The following is a 15,369-nucleotide window of genomic DNA, read 5'->3' as shown; positions in this document are numbered from 1 at the left end:
GCTCGGATTTCTAAAGTCACCGCTTGTTTTTGCGGCGGCGCCAAGGTGCGTCCTTCTGCCAGTCCCCGGCCATGATGCAGCCGTAAGGGATCACCTCGTCGACGATTTCGGCAAGGCCGTAATCGGCGATCTGCTGGCGCACGGCGGCCGCGTTCTTGTAGGCGCTCGGCAACTCCGAAACGTCGGGGTGACCGGAGAAGAAGCGCGCGTCCAGGCCCGCCGTCTCGCGCGCCATGACGGCGGCGATGTTGTTGGGGCTAAGCCCGCGACCGTCGGCGCCGAAATCATCCCCGAGCCGGCGCATGTGCGCCGTTCGCGAGAAGTTTCGGCCGGCACCATGCGGCGAGAAGCCGAGCCCATGATCGGCATTGGACCCGCGCACGATCAGGATCGGCTCCGCCATGTTGAGCGGAATGATCGTCAGGTCGGTCGCATCAGGTGCCCAGCCGTCGAAGGCAGGCGTCGCCCCCTTGCCGTGGTAGAACAGGCCGTCGGACTTCCTGAAAACGAAGTTGTGCTCGTTCCAGAAGCGATCCCCGACCTTCGTCGCCAGCCTATCCACCGTCATGTCGTGGATGGCGTAGTGGTTCTCCTTCGTCCACTGGCGGATCGTCTGCAGCGCCGACCAGTACATTTCTCCCTCTTCGCTTTCGGCCGGGATCCAGGCGTTCTCCCGATGCGTTTCGGGAGACAGCTGCTCGCGGAACCTGTTGGCGATCTTCATGCCGCGATCATAGAGCCGCGCACCGGGGGCACGCGATCCGTGATGGGTGACGAGCGCCGTCTCGCCGGTCGATTTCATCTGGCCGACATAGGCAAAGTGGTTGCCGTCGCCCTGAGTTGCGAAGTGCTCGATGCCGACGCTGATGATCTCCCTTAGCAGCGGGTTCTGCTGGAACGCCGACAGGGTTGCTTCCGAAGGGTTGATCTGGGCATCACGCGGACGCCCTCCCGGGCCGAAATGCGTGACCGCATGCACCGCATCGAGCAGTGAATGCGGCGCCACACCGGGGAAGACGGAGATCGCCATCGAGCAGCAGATGTCGGCCGAATGCATGCCGGGATGGATCGCCTCCGAGGCGACCACGCCGCCCACCGGGATCGTGCCGATCGGCCCGGACGGGCAGGCATCGGGCATGATCGCGGCCGAACGAACGACCGGCGTGCGAGCGAGTTCGCGCATTGTGGCGCTTACTTTTTCGATATTTTCCTGTTCGTGGGCGTTCTCGGCGCGGATGTTCATGTGGATCAGCACATCGTTTGCGGCCTTCAGCGGCAGGGTCGGTCCCGGCTGGTAGCCACGCGCGATTTCGAGCGCATCAGCCATGGTGCCGCCGGCGCCGAGCGTCCTGTTGGCGGCGTCCAGCGCATCGCGAAACCACTTGCCCTGGCTCATGCCGGCGTCGATCAGATCCTGTCCGCTCATTATCTCAGTCATTGTCTTTTCTGCGTTCGCAGTCCTTCTGGTTCTCTCACGTTTCGTCACATCCCCTGGGCGACAAGCATGGGCCAGCGACACCACCGCACGCATTCCATCTCATGGCGCGATGCGTTCCCATGTAGTCGCGGGCAGCATTCGCCCAGGGTCGTCTCCCGGCGACGAGCTGTGGCAGGACAATGTGCTGAGCTACGTTTCCCTTTCAAGAAAACGGGATGACTTGAACATCCGACCTGCCCACCGAACCTGGCGTGCCGCTCTACCTGTAGTCCTGCCGGCATTCGCCGGGGCACTTCACGCCCGCAGAGCGGGCGGCACTCAAAGCCATGCAGCGGCGACGAGGATGGACGAAACCGGATGGCCCCGCTCGTGCCAGAGAGCGTATGCCCAGGAGGAGTCGAACCTACCAGACCATCCAACTTTTGGTGGCGATGTAGTTCCGTCCGGCATTCGCCGCTGCAATTTCGGCCATGGCGACAAGGGATCAAAGAAACGACCCGCTACCATTCGCCATGCATGTCATTCGTCCGTGACGACGAGGTGTGGTGAAACGTCCGGCTCTATCCGCTGAGCTACGGGTCCATAGATTGGAGGACCCGACGGGATTCGAACCCGCGACCTGGAGTTTAACGATCTGTAGTTTCAACCGGCATTCGTCACGGTTCCCGCGCCGTTCACGGCGGCGCGGGGTATTGCCTTGCTTCAGAGCTCGATCGCCTCGATGGTCTTCACCCAGCCGTCCGCTCCGTTCTTGCCGGCGGCAAACAATGTGATGACGCCATAGACGGCATCCGAGAAGCCGCCGATGTTGAGCACGTCGTCACGCGTTGGCGCCTGTGTCGTGGCATAGGGCTGGATGTCGAGGCAGACCAGCTTTGCAGCCGGGTTGACCCGCTTGATCCGCGCCCATTCCGTCATGACCGCCGTCGCCTGGCCGCCCCTGCCCGCATCGACCCAGGATTCGTTGTCCGAGATGAACACGACGAGGTCGACCTTGGCCTTTTCGTTTGCGAGTTTCCTCAGCGGCGCGGAGCAATTGGTTCCGCCACCGCCAACGGCCGCCAGCTTGCCGGCATTGGTCATCACCGTGTCGCGCCGGTTGAGGCTGACGTTGACCACGTCGTTCTCGAACGGCAGGACCCGCGCCTTCGGGTTGCGTTGCAGGAATGCAGCCGCCATCAGGGCCGCAACGTCGATGCAACGAACCGCGGACGTGGCGCCCTGGCGGAATCCGGTTACGGGCGAGCCCATCGAGCCGGAAACGTCAGGGCACAACACGACGTTGCCGGCAAGCGACGGCACATTGCCGATAGCAACGTCCATCGCATCCTGCAGCGCGTCGCGCACGACTTCCGGCACCTGGCCATCGACCATCTTCCACGCCATCATCAGCTGATAGGGGAAGACTTTCGCCTTGCGGACCTCGTCCGGATCGGCCAGTCGCTGCGCCAGCATTTCGGAGAATCCCTCCACCTCTAACACGCCGTTGCGTGCGAAGGTGTTGAGGTTCTGCCGCACCATCTGCCAGCCGCCCTTGCGGGCGATCTCGACCCAATGCTCCCGCGTCAACGGTAGCGAGGTCAGCATCTGGAAAGGCACGTCCGGCAGCGGCTGCGACTGGTTGCGCCTGAAGACCTCCAACCCCCTCACCACTTCCGGCAGCGCCATGTAGTCGTACGGCTTGCCGATTGCCCAGGCGTAGAATGCCTTTCGCTCTTCCGTCGCCGGCTTCGGGTGCACCATGCGAATTACATCGGCCAGCGACGGATCGGTGCCGACCATCGCCCGCAGGATCTGCGCCGTGCTCGCCCGCTCCAGCCATGCCTGCACGGCCTTCTTCGGCCGCGTGCCGAGCGACTTGCGCCCTGTGGCGCCCGAACGCATGACCTGCACGAATCCGCGCAGCATCTTGCCGTTTTTGACGACACGCGGAAACGCACGGGCGAAGACGTCGCTCTGGAGGCCCGAAAGCACGGCCAGCAACGTCACCGGCATGTCCTTCATGTAACCACGCTCGGCGGCATAAACCGCGACCCTCGCCAGGAATTCCGGCTCGACCTCAAGCGCGAGCGCCTTTACGGCTTCGAGCTGTTCAGCGCCATCGGCATAGAACGTGCCGTTGAAGGTTCCCGTCACCGCATACTGCGCCAACGCCTCGCGCGGCGTCAGCTGATAGGCCGGCGCACCTTCGTGGTTTTTTGTATCCGTGCCCGGAAGCAGTTTTCCGAGGTAGGTTTTGAAGATCGCCTTGTTGACCATGACGGCACCTCTTGGTTGTTTCATGCCAGATACAATTCAAGAGGCGTGCCAGTTTCAAAAATGAGACCGACAAAGCGGCGAGTATTTTTCTATATTATTGTTTTTCAACAACAAAAAGTATCGACGCTGAACGACGTCCATAATTTGCGCAATTTCAACCCATGAGATAATATATCCGTTGAGATATGAACTTATAAGTTTGGATACGCATGAAACGCCGTGTTGCCATCAGCATTCTGGGAACCACGCTCGACATGGGCAAGCGCGAGGATCGCTGGAGCCGCTGGCGACCCAATGTCGGCCTCACCCAACAGTCCGGGCTTTTCTTCGATCGGCTGGAGCTGATCCACGACAACCACGCCTGGCCCCTGGCACGACGGATCATTGGCGACATCGAAACCGTGTCGCCAGCCACGGAAGTGCGCAACAATGTCATCAACTTCCGCGACCCCTGGGATTTCTCGGAGGTCTATACCAGCCTCAGGGACTTTGCCCGCAGCTATCCTTTCGACCCCGATACGGAAGACTATCTCGTCAACATCACCACCGGCACCCATGTGGCGCAGATCTGCTGGTTCCTTCTCACCGAGGCGCGTATCGTCCCGGCGCAATTGCTGCAGCTGTCGCCGCCGCGCGACCGTGAGCCCGGCCAGAATTTCGCGGGCACCCACCGGATCATCGACCTCGACCTGTCGCGCTATGACGAGATCGCCAAGCGCTTCGCCTCCGAGCGCGAAGATGCGGCTTCCTTCCTGAAATCGGGCATATCCACCCGCAATGCCGCCTTCAACCGCGTGATCGACGAGATCGAGCGCGTGGTCATCCGTTCGACCGCGCCGGTGTTGCTGACAGGGCCGACGGGTGCGGGAAAGTCACAGCTTGCACGCAGAATCTATGAGCTGAAGAAATCGGAGCGCAAGGTCAGCGGTGCCTTCATCGAGGTCAACTGCGCGACACTCCGGGGCGACCAGGCGATGTCGACCTTGTTCGGCCACGTGAAGGGCGCCTTTACCGGCGCAGCCACGGAACGTGCCGGCCTGCTCAAGTCAGCGGACAAGGGCGTGCTGTTCCTCGACGAGATCGGCGAGCTCGGCCTCGACGAACAGGCCATGTGCCTGCGCGCCATCGAAGAGAAACGCTTCCTGCCGGTCGGCTCGGACCGGGAAGTATCCGCAGACTTTCAGCTTCTGGCAGGGACCAATCGTGATCTCGGCGAGGACGTCGCCAGCGGCAGGTTCCGCGAAGATCTATACGCACGCCTCAATCTGTGGACATTTCGGCTGCCGGCCCTGCGCGAACGCCAGGAGGACATAGAGCCCAACCTCGATTTCGAGCTGAAACGCCATCTGGAACGCGAAGGCCAGAACATCACCTTCAACAAGGAGGCACGCGAACGCTACCTTGCCTTTGCCACCGGGCCGCAGGCGCTGTGGAGCGCGAACTTCCGCGACCTCTCGGCCTCGATCACGCGCATGGCGACGCTCGCGCCACACGGCCGCATCACCACCGACGTGGTCGACGACGAGGTGCGGAGGCTGAATGCCTTCTGGCACCTCTCCCCGCGCACCGCCGACACCGACGCGGTCATCGGAGAAATCCTCGGCACTGAAGCGGCCGCTTGTATGGATCTGTTTGACCGGGCGCAGCTTGCGACCGTCCTTCGCACATGCCGCGAACATCGAAGCGCGAGTGCCGCCGGCAGAGCTTTGTTTGCCCATTCCCGACTGGAAAAGACCAGCAGCAACGACGCTGACCGGCTGACGAAGTATCTCGGCCGGTTCGGGTTGAAGTTCTCAGATATCGTGCCGCGCGACTGAGGGGCGGCACCCCCCTCGATCGCTGCCCACCGTCTTCAGCCGTCCAGCCGCAGCCGGAACCGGGCGGAAAAGTCACCTTCCCACCACATCGGGAAGTTCGTTCCCCACTTGTTGTTGTGGAGGTTGAAGCACACGCCGTCCCCGAAATCCGGCAATGACTTGCAGAAGGTCATGAAATCCCAGGATTGCGGCGCGACCAGCGGCGTGTCGAGCGGCTCGATCGACAGCACCGCGCCGGACCAAAGCTCGCCGCGAACGCCGGTGACCGCCTGGAGTTGGGCGCCGCCACCGGCCGCGATAGCGCCGGATTTGTGCCAGAGCCCCATTTTGCGCAAATGCCAGCCGACATCACTCGAAGGCGTAAAGGATAGAAAGCTCGCCTCGGGCATGCGGTTGGCAGCCTTGCCGTGCAAGGTCAGGCGAAGCTCGAGCACTTCGCCTTCGCACGCCGGCCGCAATTGATCGACGCATATACTGCAGCCGTTGGTGGTCGGCTGCCTTGGCATCTGACCGAGGTGGAACTGCAAGAGCAGGCCGTGCGTCGGGCCATCAGCAATCCGATTTATGTGGAATGACCCGAGGCCTAGAAGAAGGGCCGTAGCGCCAGTTCGGCGCCGAGAAGCATCAGGCCGATCAGGAACCACCGCCGAAACGTGGCGGGGCTGATCAGTCGGCGGATCACCTGGCCGGCCCACATGCCGGCCAGTGCCGGCACGATAGCGAGTGCCGACAAAAGCAGGTTGTCGACCGCAAACGCCGCGCGCCACCAAAGACCCACCGCGAGCGTCACGGTGGAGACGGTGAAAGAGAGGCCGAGCGCCTGGATCAGATCGTTCTTGCCCAGGCCAAGCGCCTGTAGATAGGGCACCGCCGGCATGACGAAAACGCCGGTGCAGCCGGTGACCACGCCCGTCATTATGCCGATCGGCGCCGACAGCCAGGCCTCGACCCCTGCCGAGACTGAAAACGGCTGTGCGACCAGCGTGTATCCGGCATAGAGCACCAGCGCCCCGCCAAGCATCGCCGTCGAAAGTACCGTATCGCCACCGGCCAGCAAGGATGTGCCGATGATGGTGCCGATGCCGATCGCCAGCATCATCGGCCAGAGCCTCCTCATGAGTGGGGCGAAAGCTGGGCCGGCCAGCAACTGCCAGACATTCGTCACAAGGGAAGGCAAGATCAGCAGGTTCGCTGCTGCGATCGGCGACAAGAGCGCGCCGAGTGCGCCCATGGCGACGGTTGGAAGCCCCATGCCCGTCACGCCCTTGACGATGCCGGCGAGGAAGAAGGCTGCCGCAATAGCGCCCATATGCCATGTGGAGAGATCGATCATGGATCCAAAGCGATGAAGCGGAGCAATTGCGCAATGCGGATGATCCGCAGCCTGGCTTCGGCTGTACCGAAGGCAGATTTGCCGCTATCGTGCCGGTCATGCGTTTCGACCTCATCGACCTGCGCCTGTTTCTTGCCGTCGTGGAAGCCGGCAGCATTACCCATGGCGCCGAGGCCGCAAACCTCTCGCTCGCGGCCGCCAGCGAGCGGCTGCGCGGCATGGAGGAAAAGGGCGGCGTCGCGCTTCTGGCGCGCGGCCGCCGGGGCGTTACCACCACCGCAGCTGGCGACGCTTATCCATCACGCCCGGCTGGTGCTGCGCCAGATGGAGCATATGCATGGCGAACTCGGCGAATATGCCCGGGGTTTGCGGGCAAGCATCCGCCTGCTCGCCAACACCGCTGCCATCACCGAGTTCCTGCCGGACCGCCTCGGCCCCTGGCTTCGCACCCATCCGCAAACCGACATCGAGCTCAAGGAGCGGCAGAGCGCCGATATCGTCAAAGCCGTCTCAGGTGGGCTCGCCGATATCGGGATCGTCTCGGATGCGGTCGACACCGCAGGCCTGCACCTGATCCCCTTTGCGATCGACCGGCTGGTCGGCGTGGTCGCAAGGGATCACCCGCTCGCGCGGGCAAGCAAGGTCGGCTTCACCGACCTGCTCGACCATCCGTTCATCGGCCTGGCAGAGGGCAGCGCGCTACAAGACCATATCGACGGTCAGGCCGCGCGCATCGGACGGCGGGCAAGCTATAGGCTGCGGGTGCGCAGCTTCGAGAACGTCTGCCGCCTGGCCGCGCAGGCGATCGGCGTCGGCATCGTGCCGCAGACGGCCGCGCGCCGGTGCCGGCGCACAACGGCGCTCGCCACCCTCACACTCACTGAGCGCTGGGCGACGCGCCGCCTGTCGATCTGCCTGCGGCAGGATGCAGACCTCTCACGGATCGCGCGCGACCTGGTCGAGCAACTCGGCAGCTTCAAGCCGGACTGACGGGGAGACGGCGCGCACCGTCCTCGCCAAACGACGACGAGCGTCAGCGCCCCCCTCAATCAGTAGCCCCTCGCCGCACCGGCGCCGATGCGGCTGTCGACGGCGCCATTATAGCGCGCGCCACCACCCTCAGTGATCTCGGCAAGGCTTTCACCACCGACGAGAATGCCGGTTGCCTGACCCCAGATGCTCCAGCTCTTGTCGATCTGCACGTCGTGGCCCATCGCGGAGAGAAGCTTGCGCGTATCGGGCGACAATGCGTAGGGCTCCATGAACACCTTGTCCGGCAGCCACTGATGGTGGATACGCGGCGCGTCGACGGCCTCCTGGATGTTCATGCCGTGATCGATGACGTTGATGATCGCTTCGAGCGTAATCGTGATGATGCGCGCGCCGCCGGGACTGCCGATCACCATGAAGGGCTTGCCGTCCTTGGAGACGATGGTCGGGCTCATCGAGGACAGCGGCGTCTTGCCGGGGGCGATCGCGTTGGCCTCGCCCTGAACGAGCCCGTAGAGATTGGGAGCGCCCGGCTTGGCGGTGAAATCGTCCATCTCGTTGTTGAGCAGAATGCCGGTCCCGGGCGCGACCACGCCGGCGCCGAAAGAGCCGTTGAGCGTATAGGTCACCGCAACCGCGTTGCCCTCGTCATCAATGATCGAATAGTGGGTCGTCTCCTTGCTTTCGGCAAAGCCCTCCGGCATCAGCGCCTGCGAAACGCCGGCCTTGAACGGATCGATCTTGCCGCGGATCTCAGCGGCGTAGGCCTTGTCGAGCAACTTGGCGACCGGGTTCTCGACGAAATCGGGGTCACCGAGCGTCGTGTTGCGGTCGACATAGGCATGGCGCATCGCCTCGATCATCGCATGCACTGTTTCGGCCGAACCGTAACCGAGATAGGACAAAGGATAGCCTTCGAGCACGTTGAGGATTTCGCAGATGATGACGCCGCCGGACGACGGCGGCGGCGAGGAGACGATGTCATAGCCGCGATATTTGCACTTGACCGGCTCCAGTTCGCGCACGGCGTATTTCTCGAAATCCGCCTTGGCGAGGATCCCGCCCTTGTCGGCACTTGCCTTGACGATGGCGTCGGCGATCGCGCCCTTGTAGAAGGCGTCGGTGCCCTTTTCGGAAATGCTCGAAAGCGAGGCGGCAAGGTCCGCCTGAACCAGCGTTTCGCCCACGGCAAAGGGTTTTCCGTCAGGCTTCAGGAAGATCGCAGCGGCCGCCGGGTCTTTTGCCAATCGTTCGGTTTCGCCATCGAAGGAATCGATATCCCCTTGTTCCAGCCGGAAACCGTCCTTGGCGAGCGCAATGGCGGGCGCAATCAGTTCCTTGAGCGGTCGCGTACCATAGCGGCTGCGCGCGACCTCGAAGCCGAGCACCGGGCCCGGTACGCCGACCGCGAGATAGCCCTCTGTACTCAGGCCATCGACCAGTTGGCCCTTGTCGTCGAGATACATCGCCTTGGTCGCCGCAGTCGGCGCGCGCTCGCGAAAATCGAGGAACGTGGTCTTGCCGTCCTTGAAGCGGATCGTCATGAAGCCGCCGCCGCCGATGTTGCCGGCGGTCGGATAGACCACCGCAAGCGCGTAGCCGACGGCAACGGCGGCATCCACGGCATTGCCGCCCTTTTTCAGCACCGCGACGCCGATATCCGACGCCAGGTGCTGGGCGGTCACGACCATGCCGTGCTCGGCCTTGACCGGCTCCGGCGACGCGGCCCTGACGGCCGACGGCGAAACCGAACCGAGTGCGGCGATCAGGGTGAAGGACAGGATATTCAGGCAGGAATTGCGCATGCTTTTCTCCCGCGACAGACGTTTTCTGGTAAACGGCGCCCTCGACCGAGGGCAGCGGCATCGAAATGCGAAGGCATCAAATGGTCGGCCCGCCCATCGGGTGGACGTAGCCTCGGGTCAAGGCGTGAGCCTTGGGCAGAGTATAGTCATGCGCGGCGGGCGCGGACAACCGCTGAAGGCATCGGAAGGCAGCGACAGAAACGAACCGCCATGGTCGGTCGGCAGGCACAGGCATTGGTCGCCGCTGTCTTGCGTCGGGCGTCTGCCCGCGGCAAGCCGCTCACGGGCCGGCAACACGATCAACGCTCGGATCTGTTTTTGCCATTGCCACGACCCGCCAGGGCTGTGACAGTCTGGACCTAGCGCTTTCCGGACCCTTCGCCATCCGTCCGGGAAACAGGGTCAGCGAAAAGGGACGCGTATGATCGAAGGCCATTGCCATTGCAAGTCGGTTCGTCTCTCCGTCCGTGTCCGGCCCGACACGCTCGGCAGCTGCAACTGCTCGATGTGTTCACGCCTCGGCACGCTCTGGGGCTATTATGACGCCGAAGAGGTGTCGATCAGTGATCCGCAGGGCAAGCTCGTCGGTTACGTCCAGGGCGACGCCACGCTGACGATCCACCATTGCGGCACCTGCGGCTGCACCACCCACTGGTCGCCGATTTCTGCCGACACGACGCGCATGGGCGTCAACATGCGGCTGTTCGACCGGTCTGTCTGGGAGGACATTCCCCACCGGCTGATCGACGGCGCCAGCTGGTAGGTCCACCAGCCTCGGGGTTTCGCATCCCTATGGTTTCGCCGGCCCGGCGTCTCGAATGCCCCGGGGTCTCGCAACCCTCGTCCTGTTGCCGCTCGTCCTCGGGGTTCGGCCGCACGGCGCGGCGCGCCGTCCATCGTCCGGAGCGCTTGAGGTCGGCTTGTCTCTCTGCTCGAAACAGATTATATTGAATGAACGTTCAGCAAAAATGGAGACATTGAATGAACGAAATGATCCGCGACATAACCGTCCCGAACGACTGGGATCGCCGTGGATTGCCCGGCTGGTGCTACCATAGCGACGCCCTGCTCGAACTGGAACGCGAACACATCTTCCGCCGTCACTGGCAGATCGCCTGTCATGTCTCAGACGTTCCCGAGGCGGGCGACTACATCACCATGGATGTGGTCGGCGAGCGGGCGCTGATCCTGCGCGACCAGCAGGGCACGATCCGTGGCTTTCACAACATCTGCCGCCATCGCGGCTCCCGTGTCGTTGCCGACGACAAGGGCAAGTGCCGCAACGCGCTCGTCTGTCCGTTCCACGGCTGGGTCTACAATCTCGACGGCACGCTCCGTGGGGCGGCGCGACCGCGCTCGTTTCCGCCGCTCGACAAGCAGGAATTCGGCCTTGTGCCGCTCGAACTGGAAATCTGGATGGGCTTCGTCTTCATCCGTTTTCGGCCGGGGCCACAGCCCTCTGTCGCCGAGCTGATGCAGCCCTTTGCCGAGGAGTTCGGCCACTACGGCTCCGAGCGCATGCTGCCGACCGAAGGCGTGTGGACGCAGGAAAGTGCGGTGAACTGGAAATCGGTGCGCGACGTCGACAATGAAGGCTATCACGTTGCCATGGCCCATCCGGCGCTGCAGGATCTCTATGGTTCGACCTATTACGATGAGCCTTTCGTCAATGGCCTTTGCCGTTCCTTCGCAACCTACAACCCGCATGCGGGCCGCCGCTGGAGTGTCCGGCAATATGTCGGCATTGCGCCGGAAGCGACGCATCTGCCCGAGCGGCTGCGCAAGGCCTGGATCTATTTCGGCCTCTTCCCCAACGCCGTTATCGCAGTGACGCCTGAGACTGTGCAGTTCTATCAGGAATTCCCATTATCGACCGGAAAGACGCTGCTGCGCGGCGCGATCTATCGCTATCCCGAGGAAACGCGCCAGCAACGGCTTGCCCGCTACCTCGCCTTCCGCATCGACAGGGATACCCAGGCCGAGGACGTGCAACTGACGATCTGGTCGAACGAATCCATGACGTCGAAGGCGTTCAACGGGTTTTATCTCTCCGATCTGGAATATGGCGTGCGCACGCATCACGATCACATTCGCGCCGTGCTGCCCGTCGTCAATCTGGACGTGGCCCCACCCGAGGACCGGATGGCTGCGGTCAACGACGAACTCTCCAAACGATAGGCGCAAAAAGAGGGGCCGGCTCAAGACCGGCCCCTTCGAAAACGGCCCCGCCGGGGAATGCTGGCGGGGCCGAGGCATTTTCAGGCGCGATCAATAGATCGGCTCAACCCTTCCACAGCCCCTCGCGCACGAGCTCGTCCATGGTGCGGCGGATGCTGGCGTCGAGAATGGCGACCATGTCGTCGATCTGACGCGTGGTGATCGTCAACGGTGGCGACATCACGCACATGTTGATCAGCGGACGCACAAGCAGGCCAAGCTCCTGGCAATGACGGTCGATGCGCTTGCCGACTTCGAGATCGAGCGTCAGCGGGTTGTTGCTGACCCGATCGGCGACGCATTCGACGCAGGCCATCAGCCCCATGCCGCGGACTTCGCCGACCAGCGGCAATGCCTCCAGGCTCTTCAACGATGTCTGGAAATAGCCCGAGATCACCTTGACGTGGTCGAGCAGCCCATCTTCCAGAATGTCGAGATTGCGCAGGGCAACCGCGCAACCGACCGGATGGCTGGAATAGGTGAGCCCATGCGCGAACATCGCATCGGAATGGTTGGATTGCCGCAGGCTTTCCAGCAGACGCGAAGAGATCATGACGCCGCCGAGCGGAAAATAACCCGAAGTCACCCCCTTCGCGAAGGTGATCATATCAGGCTCCAGCCCGAACACCGCCTTCGAGGCGAAGACCTCGCCGAGGCGGCCGAAGGCCGTCACCACCTCGTCGGCGATGAACAGGATGTCGTGCTCGCTGCAGAGCGCGCGCATGCGGCGGAGATAACCCTCCGGCGGCACGATGACGCCACCAGAGGCCATGATCGGCTCGGCGATGAAAGCGCCGATGCGATCCGCCCCCTTTGCCTCAATCAGCGCCTGGAACTCCGCAACCAGCGCATCGCAGAATTCGGCCTCGGATTGTCCGGCGGGCCGCCGGAACGGGTTGGGACAGGCAAGTTTCGCCACCTGATCTGTGGCGCTGTCCATCCAGTCGTGGTCGCGCGGACGTCCGTTCAGGGACGCAGAGAGATAGGTGGAGCCGTGATAGCCGCCCTGGCGCGAGACGATCAGCTTCTTCTCCGGCCGTCCGCGCACATTGTTCAGGAACTGCATGAAACGCAGCGCCGTCTCGACCGCCGAGGAACCGCCGGTGGTGTAAAATACATGCGAGAGATCACCGGGTGCATGGGCGGCGAGGCGCTCGGCAAGCAGGGCCGAAGGCTGATTGGTGGTGTACCAGGGCGAATTGTAGGACAGCGCCATGGCCTGATCGTGCAGCACTTCGGCGAGTTCCGTCCGGCGGTGACCGACATTGACGCACCACATGCCGGCCGGACCATCGATGAGGCGACGCCCCTCGCCATCGACGACATAAATTCCGTCGCCGCTTTCAATCGGCCCGCGCGCTTCCGCACCTATGCTGCCGGCGACAGGCCAGGGCTGGACGAGATGCTTTTCGGCAAGCGCGGACGTTTCTCCTGCGCCGCTATCCGGCACATTTGCAAGATCGAGCTTCGCGGCCATGACAAATCCCTCCAACCGTTTCAATCATAATTCTCAAAACAACCATATGATAAAATTGAACAACACGTCATTTTATTGAATGGCTGTTCAATCAATATTGCAGAAATAGCACTTGCGTTCAATGCCGAATTGAGTTTTGCTAATTCAAGGGAACCAAACGGCGAAAAATCGCCATGGGATGGATCGAATGAAGCGTTCGCTGCATTTCCACTGTCGACTCTATCGACATGAGCCGAAGCGCGGCTGGCGCGCTGCAGAGTATCAATTGCGCAAGCCGGGGTATCGCTGATGGCGGTGCTGTCGGCCACCGAGGTGGAGCAAAGGCCCACGCATCCGCCAAAGAACCGGGTTCGCTGGACGGCCAGCGAAGAAGCAAGCGGGCTGGCACTGATCTCCCCGACGCTGCTCTATGCCGTCGCCCTGTTGTTCCTGCCGATCCTGATCGTCATCGCCTACAGCTTCTGGACCCAGGACTACCTGACGATCGACCGCACCTTCACGCTTCAGAACTATAAAACAGCGCTCGGCGAACCGATCTACCAGGATCTGCTGGTGCGCTCGCTCGTCATCTCGCTCGTCGTCAGCGTCGTGACCGTCACCGTCTCCTATCCGATCGCCTGGTTCATTTCTTTCCATGGCGGCGTCCACAAGAACCTCTGGCTGTTCCTGATCACCGTGCCCTGCTGGACCAGCTATCTGCTGCGGGTCATGTCTTGGAAGGTGATCCTGGGCTATGGCGGTGTCATGAACACCGGCCTCCTGTCGATCGGCATCATCGACAAGCCGCTGACCTCGCTGCTCTACAACTCCAACGCTGTCGTCATCACGCTCGTCCACAGTTGGGCGGCCTTCGCCATCCTGCCGATCTTCGTGTCGCTCGAGAAGGTCGACCGCTCGCTGATCGAGGCGGCGCACGATCTCGGTGACAACAAGCTGATGAGCTTCCTGCGCGTCACCCTGCCACTCTCCCTTCCCGGCGTCATCTCGGCCTTCCTGATCGTGATGATCCCGACGGTCGGCGACTACGTCACGCCTAAGCTCGTCGGCGGCAAGGATGGCGTGATGATCGCGACCGCGATCCAGGCGCAGTTCGGCAAAGGTGCCAACTGGCCGCTTGGTGCTGCCCTGTCGGTGACGACGATGGTCATCGTCTCGGCGATGGCCGGCCTCGCTGTCCTTGCGCTGAAACTGCTGGTGAGGATGGCGAAATGAGCGGGCGTCACGGCATTCCGAAGTCCCGCTGGCTGCCCGCCTATGTCACGGTGTATCTGGCATTTCTCTACCTGCCGATCCTGCTCCTGCCGATCTTCTCCTTTAACAACGCGGCCACGACCACCTTCCCGCTCGCCGGTTTCACCACCAAATGGTACGCGTCGCTCTGGCACAACACCGCGCTCCTCGAAGCGGCGCGCAACAGCATGATCGTCGGCGTCTCCGTCGCCATTCTCTCCACCGTACTCGGCATCTGCGCGGCCCGCGCCATCACCCGCTATCGCTTTCGCGGCCAGCGGACGGCGACCGGGTTGATCATGGCGCCGCTGTTCCTGCCGGAAATCATCTTTGCCGTATCGCTGCTGATGATCATCCTGCAGCTCGGGGTCGAGCTGTCGCTGGTGACCGTCATTCTCGGCCAGGTTATCTTCTGCCTGCCCTACGCTATGTCGGTGCTGATCTCCGGCTTCGGCGGCTTCGACCGGTCGCTGGAAGAGGCCTCTCTCGATCTCGGCGAAACCGCGATCGGGACGTTTCGCCGGGTGACGCTGCCGGTGGTCGCCCCGGCGCTCGTCTCAAGCCTGCTGGTCTCCTTCACCGTCTCGCTCGACGAATTCATCCTCGCCTTCTTCCTCTCGGGCACCGAGCCGACCTTGCCGGTCTATATCTGGGGGCAGTTGCGCTTCGCCGCCAAGCTGCCCGGCGTTCTCGCCCTCGGTAGCGTGATGATCCTCATCTCGATCCTGCTTCTCACCCTTTCGGAAATCATACGCCGTCGCGCCGAACACCGGCTGAGGGCGCAGGGAGCGCTCAATGCCTAA

At 62.7% G+C, this 15,369-nt stretch carries 13 protein-coding genes and 2 pseudogenes; 7 read left to right on the top strand and 8 right to left on the bottom strand.

The window, feature by feature from the left end:
* Positions 1-16 precede the first annotated feature (16 nt).
* Positions 17-1,426: an RtcB family protein gene (locus AC1Q80_RS21730; RefSeq protein ID WP_492361935.1), complete on the bottom strand. Its 1,410-nt coding sequence runs from the start codon at positions 1,424-1,426 to the stop codon at positions 17-19.
* A gap of 714 nt (positions 1,427-2,140) precedes the next feature.
* Positions 2,141-3,697 (bottom strand): RNA-binding protein, encoded by a 1,557-nt coding sequence (locus AC1Q80_RS21725; protein WP_492361934.1) that lies wholly within the window; start codon positions 3,695-3,697, stop codon positions 2,141-2,143.
* 209 nt (positions 3,698-3,906) lie between these two features.
* On the opposite strand from AC1Q80_RS21725, the gene rtcR reads away from it, so the two are divergent.
* Positions 3,907-5,514 carry an RNA repair transcriptional activator RtcR gene (gene rtcR / locus AC1Q80_RS21720; RefSeq protein ID WP_492361802.1) on the top strand — a complete coding sequence of 536 codons (1,608 nt, stop codon included), beginning with the start codon at positions 3,907-3,909 and terminating at the stop codon, positions 5,512-5,514.
* Positions 5,515-5,549: 35 nt separating this feature from the next.
* Here the strand turns inward: rtcR and AC1Q80_RS21715 are convergent.
* The 3 genes and pseudogenes from AC1Q80_RS21715 to AC1Q80_RS21705 form a co-directional block, all read right to left on the bottom strand.
* Positions 5,550-5,957 (bottom strand): annotated as a pseudogene (locus AC1Q80_RS21715) (DUF5054 domain-containing protein); the annotation flags it as partial.
* A gap of 140 nt (positions 5,958-6,097) precedes the next feature.
* On the bottom strand, positions 6,098-6,847 hold the full coding sequence (locus AC1Q80_RS21710; protein WP_492361801.1) for a sulfite exporter TauE/SafE family protein: 750 nt from the start codon (positions 6,845-6,847) through the stop codon (positions 6,098-6,100).
* Positions 6,844-7,011: a hypothetical protein gene (locus tag AC1Q80_RS21705; RefSeq protein ID WP_492361800.1), complete on the bottom strand. Its 168-nt coding sequence runs from the start codon at positions 7,009-7,011 to the stop codon at positions 6,844-6,846. The genes AC1Q80_RS21710 and AC1Q80_RS21705 overlap by 4 nt, the downstream gene beginning before the upstream one ends.
* Between AC1Q80_RS21705 and AC1Q80_RS21700 the strand changes: the two are divergent.
* Positions 6,988-7,074, top strand: a pseudogene (locus AC1Q80_RS21700) (hypothetical protein); the annotation flags it as partial. The gene AC1Q80_RS21705 and the pseudogene AC1Q80_RS21700 overlap by 24 nt on opposite strands.
* 97 nt (positions 7,075-7,171) lie before the next feature.
* The gene (locus AC1Q80_RS21695; RefSeq protein WP_492361933.1) at positions 7,172-7,837 is read left to right on the top strand and encodes a LysR substrate-binding domain-containing protein; all 666 of its coding nucleotides are present in this window, start codon (positions 7,172-7,174) and stop codon (positions 7,835-7,837) included.
* Positions 7,838-7,896: 59 nt separating this feature from the next.
* Here the strand turns inward: AC1Q80_RS21695 and ggt are convergent, their stop codons facing one another.
* Complete coding sequence (ggt, locus tag AC1Q80_RS21690; RefSeq protein ID WP_492361799.1) at positions 7,897-9,642, bottom strand: gamma-glutamyltransferase; 1,746 nt, start codon at positions 9,640-9,642, stop codon at positions 7,897-7,899.
* A 421-nt stretch (positions 9,643-10,063) separates the two neighbouring features.
* Between ggt and AC1Q80_RS21685 the strand changes: the two genes are divergently transcribed.
* Together AC1Q80_RS21685 and AC1Q80_RS21680 are read left to right on the top strand one after the other, a co-directional pair.
* Positions 10,064-10,405, top strand: a complete 342-nt coding sequence (locus AC1Q80_RS21685; protein WP_492361798.1) for a GFA family protein — start codon at positions 10,064-10,066, stop codon at positions 10,403-10,405.
* A 218-nt stretch (positions 10,406-10,623) separates the two neighbouring features.
* The gene (locus AC1Q80_RS21680) at positions 10,624-11,820 is read left to right on the top strand and encodes an aromatic ring-hydroxylating oxygenase subunit alpha (RefSeq protein WP_492361797.1); all 1,197 of its coding nucleotides are present in this window, start codon (positions 10,624-10,626) and stop codon (positions 11,818-11,820) included.
* A 103-nt stretch (positions 11,821-11,923) separates the two neighbouring features.
* Here the strand turns inward: AC1Q80_RS21680 and AC1Q80_RS21675 are convergent, their stop codons facing one another.
* Together AC1Q80_RS21675 and AC1Q80_RS21670 are read right to left on the bottom strand one after the other, a co-directional pair.
* Complete coding sequence (locus tag AC1Q80_RS21675; protein ID WP_492361796.1) at positions 11,924-13,336, bottom strand: aminotransferase; 1,413 nt, start codon at positions 13,334-13,336, stop codon at positions 11,924-11,926.
* A gap of 20 nt (positions 13,337-13,356) precedes the next feature.
* Positions 13,357-13,644, bottom strand: coding sequence for a hypothetical protein (locus AC1Q80_RS21670; RefSeq protein WP_492361795.1), 288 nt, complete (start codon positions 13,642-13,644; stop codon positions 13,357-13,359).
* On the opposite strand from AC1Q80_RS21670, the gene AC1Q80_RS21665 reads away from it, so the two are divergent.
* Together AC1Q80_RS21665 and AC1Q80_RS21660 are read left to right on the top strand one after the other, a co-directional pair.
* The gene (locus AC1Q80_RS21665; protein WP_492361794.1) at positions 13,625-14,548 is read left to right on the top strand and encodes an ABC transporter permease; all 924 of its coding nucleotides are present in this window, start codon (positions 13,625-13,627) and stop codon (positions 14,546-14,548) included. The genes AC1Q80_RS21670 and AC1Q80_RS21665 overlap by 20 nt on opposite strands.
* Positions 14,545-15,369, top strand: a complete 825-nt coding sequence (locus AC1Q80_RS21660; RefSeq protein ID WP_492361793.1) for an ABC transporter permease — start codon at positions 14,545-14,547, stop codon at positions 15,367-15,369. Before AC1Q80_RS21665 ends, AC1Q80_RS21660 begins: the two co-directional genes overlap by 4 nt.

The sequence above is a fragment of the Ensifer sp. GW823-FHT05D09 genome, assembly GCF_058795755.1.
Note: the sequence above shows the minus strand (reverse complement) of the source record. Positions and strands in the feature narration are given on the sequence as shown.